The organism is Streptomyces sp. NPDC104106, from assembly GCF_055584345.1.
Genome location: NZ_JBVJMF010000051.1, coordinates 1 through 4,842, shown reverse-complemented (window position 1 = coordinate 4,842; position 4,842 = coordinate 1). Strand labels below are relative to the sequence as shown.

Annotated in this window: 2 protein-coding genes; both read right to left on the bottom strand. The window is 74.7% G+C overall.

The genetic code is table 11. The annotated features are described in order from the left end of the window. Positions 1-1,781, bottom strand: a 1,781-nt coding sequence (locus ACZ60X_RS43715) for a type I polyketide synthase (protein WP_469611400.1), incomplete at its 3' end; no start/stop codon positions are given. Between the two features lie 59 nt (positions 1,782-1,840). Next, the coding region (locus ACZ60X_RS43710) for an SDR family NAD(P)-dependent oxidoreductase (protein ID WP_469611398.1) at positions 1,841-4,842 on the bottom strand (3,002 nt) is incomplete at its 5' end.

Here is a 4,842-nt window from a genome sequence, read left to right as displayed (position 1 = left end):
CGCCCCATCCACTCCGCAAACACCTCCGACTCCTCCAACAACCCCACCGCCATCCCCACCCACTGCGCCCCCTGACCCGGAAACACGAACACCACACCCGTGTCACCCTGCCCACCGGCCGGCACAGCGGCCTCCTGCGCGAGGGCGGCCAGCCGCTCCACCGCCTCGGCGTGCGTGCGCGCGACCGCCACGCCGCGGTGGTCGAAGACGGCGCGGGAGGTCAGGGAGAGGGCGACGTCGGCCAGCGGTGTGCCGGGGCGGCTCTCCAGGAAGGCGGCGAGCCGCTTGGCCTGCGCGCGCAGGGCGTCGGGGGACTTGCCCGAGAGGACCAGCGGCACCACACCGTTCGGGGCGCCCCGTCCGGCGGGCGGCTGTGCGCACTCGTCGGGCGCGGGCGGGGCGGATTCGAGGATGACGTGGGCGTTGGTGCCGCTGAGGCCGAAGGAGGACACGCCGGCCCGGCGCGGCTCGTCCCGCTCCGGCCACTCCCGGGCCTCGGTCAGCAGCTCGACCGCGCCCGCGGACCAGTCCACCTGCGGTGTCGGCGCGTCCACGTGCAGCGTCCGCGGCAGGACGCCGTGCCGCATCGCCTCCACCATCTTGATCACCCCGGCCACACCGGCGGCCGACTGGGCGTGCCCGATGTTGGACTTCAGCGAGCCCAGCCACAGCGGCCGGCCGTCGGCGGGCCGCTCCTGACCGTAGGTGGCGATCAGGGCCTGGGCCTCGATCGGGTCGCCGAGGGCGGTGCCGGTGCCGTGCGCCTCCACGGCGTCCACGTCGGCGGCGCAGAGCCGCGCGTTCTCCAGCGCCTGCCGGATGACGTCGCGCTGGGAGGGGCCGTTGGGCGCGGTCAGGCCGTTGGACGCGCCGTCCTGGTTCACCGCGCTGCCCCGGACGACGGCCAGCACCTCGTGGCCGTTGCGGCGCGCGTCGGACAGGCGCTCCAGGAGCAGTACGCCGACGCCCTCGGAGAAGCCGGTGCCGTTGGCGCCCGCCGCGAAGGCGCGGCACCGGCCGTCCGGGGAGAGGCCGCGCTGGCGGGAGAACTCGACGAACATCCTGCTGTCGGACATCACGGCCGCCCCGCCCGCCATCGCCATCTCCGACTCGCCGGTGCGCAGGGACTGTACGGCGAGGTGGATGGCGACCAGCGACGAGGAGCACGCGGTGTCGACGGTCACCGAGGGGCCTTCCAGGCCCAGCATGTACGAGACGCGGCCGGAGGCGAAGCTGCCGGTGCTGCCGCGCCCGAGGTACGCCTCCAGGTCCTCGGGGACCTGCCGGACCCGCGGGGCGTAGTCGTGGTGCATGACGCCGGCGTAGAAACCGATCCGGCGCCCGCGCAGGGACGTGGGGTCGATGTGGGCCCTTTCGAAGACCTCCCAGGAGGTCTCCAGGAGCAGCCGCTGCTGCGGGTCCATGGCCAGTGCCTCGCGCGGGGAGATGCCGAAGAAGCCCGCGTCGAAGTCGGCCGCGCCGTCGATGAAGCCGCCCTCGCGGACGTACGACTTGCCCGGCGCGTCGGGGTCAGGGTCGTACAGGCACTCCAGGTCCCAGCCGCGGTCGGCCGGGAAGGGGGAGATGGCGTCGGTGCCGTCGGCCACCAGCCGCCAGAGGTCTTCCGGGGAGGTCACTTTGCCCGGCAGACGGCAGGCCATACCGACGATGGCGACGGGCTCCCACGCCTTCTCCTCGACCTCACGCAGCCGGCGTGTGGCCTGCCGGGCGGTGGCGACGGCCTTGTTGAGGTATTCGCGGTACTTCTTGTCGTCGACCATGGGGAAGCTCAGCTCCTCGGAACAGACTTCTGACGGCGGGCGGGCAGCGGGGGACGGCGTCAGGAAGCGGTGAATTCGTTGAACTCGTTGTCGATGATGTCGAAGACCTCGTCGTCGGTGACCGACTCGAGATCGTCGTCCGTCTCGTCCTGGGCGGCGTCCGGTGACCACTTGGCCAGCAGGACGTGCAGGGCGGCGGTGACCTGGGCGCGGACCGCCTGGTCGTCGGGTACGGAGGCGAGCGCGGCCTTCAGCTTCTCGACCTCGGCGACCGCCCGGTGCAGGGTGGGGCCGCCTTCGGGGGCGAGCGCGTCGCTGAGGTGGCCGACGAGCACGGCCGGTGACGGGTGGTCGAAGAGCAGGGTGGCGAGCAGCCGCAGGCCGGTGGCGGCGGACAGCCTGTTGCGCAGTTCGACGGCGGTGAGGGAGTCGAAGCCCAGTTCCTGGAAGGCACGGTCCGGGTGGACGGCGCGGACGTCCTGGTGGCCGAGGACGACGGCGGTCTCGGCTCGTACCAGGTCGAGCAGGATCTGCCGCCGGTCGTCCTCGCCGAGGCCGGCCAGTCGCCGGCGCAGCGAGTCGGCCGTGGCGAGGTCGGCGCGCTGGGCCCGGGCTTCGGCGGCGGCGAGGCGCCGTACGTCGGGTATGCCCTGGAGCAGCGCGGAGGGCCGGGCGGTGGTGAACGCCGGGTAGAAGCGCTTCCAGTCGATGTGGGCGACGGTGAGGCCGCTCTGGTCGCCCGTCAGGGCGCGGTCGAGTGCGGCGAGCATCAGTTCGGGGCGGACGGCCTCGATGCCCTGGCGGCGCAGGCGCGGAGCCGAGGCAGCGTCCACCATGCCGCCGCCGGACCAGGCGCCCCAGGCGACGCTGGTGGCGGTCCGGCCGAGGCCGCGGCGGTGCCGGGCGAGGGCGTCCAGGTAGGCGTTGGCCGCGGAGTAGGCGCTCTGGCTGCCGCTGCCCCAGACACCGGCGATGGACGAGAAGACGATGAACGCGTCCAGGTCGGTGTCGCCGAGCAGGGAGTCGAGGTGGGCCGCTCCGGCCACCTTGGCGGAGACGACGGCGCCGAAGTCGGCGAGCGTCGTCTCCTGGAGGGAGCCGAAGCCGTTGACGCCCGCGGCGTGCACCACGGCGCGGACCGGGTCGCCGTCGGCCGCCGACTTGGTGAGCAGGTCCGCCACGGCCTGCCGGTCGGCGATGTCGCAGGCGGCGACGGTGACCCGGGCGCCTGCCCCGGTGAGTTCGGCCGTCAGTTCCGCGGCGCCCGGGCTGTCGGGGCCGCGCCGGCTGACGAGGACGAGGTGGTCGGCACCCATGGCGGCCAGCCGGCGGGCGACGTGGCCGCCGAGCGCTCCGGTGCCGCCGGTGATCAGTACCGTCCCGGTGGGCTGCCATCCGGTCTGGTCGGGCAGCGGCCGGTTCAGGGCCACCCGCTCCAGACGGCGGGCGTAGAACCCCTCGGGGCGCAGGGCGAGTTGGTCCTCCGTGCCGGTGCCGCCGCCGAGCGCGGTGCGCAGTCCGGCGCGGACGCGGTCGTCGAGTTCGTCGGGCAGGTCGAGCAAGCCGCCCCAGCGGCCCGGGTGTTCGAGGGCGGCGACCTGGCCGAGGCCCCACAGGGCGGCCTGGCCGGGTGCGCGCAGCAGGTCGGTGTCGCCGGTGGCGACCGCTCCCTGGGTGGCGAGCCAGAGGGGGGCCTCGACGCCGGTGTCGCCGAGCGCCTGGACGAGGGCGAGCGTGGTGGCCAGGCCGCCGGTGACGCCGGGGTGGTCGGGGCGGTCGGTCCCGTCGAGGGCGAGGAGGGACAGGACGCCCGCGACGGTGCCGTCGCCGGGCGCGGTGTCGGTGAGCAGTCCGGCCACGGCCGCGCGGTCGGCGCTGCTGACCGGCAGCAGGACGGGGTGGGCTCCCGCCTCGCCGAGGGCCGTCACACAGGCCGTGACGGCCGCGTCGTCCGTCCGGTCGGCGGGGGCGGCCACCAGCCAGGTGCCGGTGGGCGCCGCGGCCGGTTCCGTCACCTCGGCCGGGGTCCAGTTCGTGCCGTACACCCAGTTGTCGAGGCGCAGGGAGCCGGTTTCGCGGGCCAGCCGGGCCTGGGCGAGTTGCTCCGATGTCACCTGACGGCCGATGAGTGCCTCGATGCGGGCGACGGGAGCGCCCGTCTGGTCGGTGACGGTGACCTGCCAGGTCTCCTCGCCGGCGGGCACGAAGTGTGCGCGCAGCCGGGAGGCGCCGCGGGTCCACAGGGTGATGCCGTTCCAGGAGAAGGGCAGCCGCGGAAGGCCGGTGCCGTAGATCAGCGGTGCGTGCAGCGCGGAGTCGAGCAGGGCGGGGTGCAGCGAGAAGCGCCCGGCGTCCTCCTGCTGCGCGTCCGGCAGGGCGACTTCGGCGAAGATCTCGTCCTCGCGGGTCCACACCGCGCGCAGTCCCTGGAAGGCGGCTCCGTACTCGTAGCCGCGTTCGGCCAGGGCCGGGTAGACGGACTGGACGTCCACGGGTACGGCGGTGGCGCCGGCCGGGGGCCAGAGGAGCGCGGGTTCCGTGGAGTCGGGGTCCTCGGGGACGAGGGTGCCGCTGGCGTGGCAGGTCCAGTCGGGCTCGTCGGCCTCAAGGCGGGAGTGGACGGAGACGGTGCGGCGGCCGGACCCGTCGGCGGCGCCGACCTCGACGCGCACCTGCACGGCGCCGTCCTCGGGGAGGATCAGGGGTGCTTCGATGACGAGTTCCTCGATGGAGCCGCAGTCGACCTCGGCGCCGGCGGTGAGGACGAGGTCGACGAAGCCGGTGCCGGGCAGCAGGGCCGTGCCCCAGACGGCGTGGTGGGCCAGCCAGGGGTGGGTGCGCAGGGACCAGCGGCCGGTGAGGGCGACACCGCCCGTCGCGGGCAGTTCCACGGCGGCGCCGAGGAGGGGGTGTTCGGGAGCGGCGAGCCCGGCGGCGGAGACGTCGCCCCTGGCGCGCTGCGGCGTGAGCCAGTAGCGCTGGTGCTGGAACGGATACGTCGGCAACGCCACCCGCCGCGCACCCACCCCCTCCAACACCCCGCCCCACTCCACATCCACAC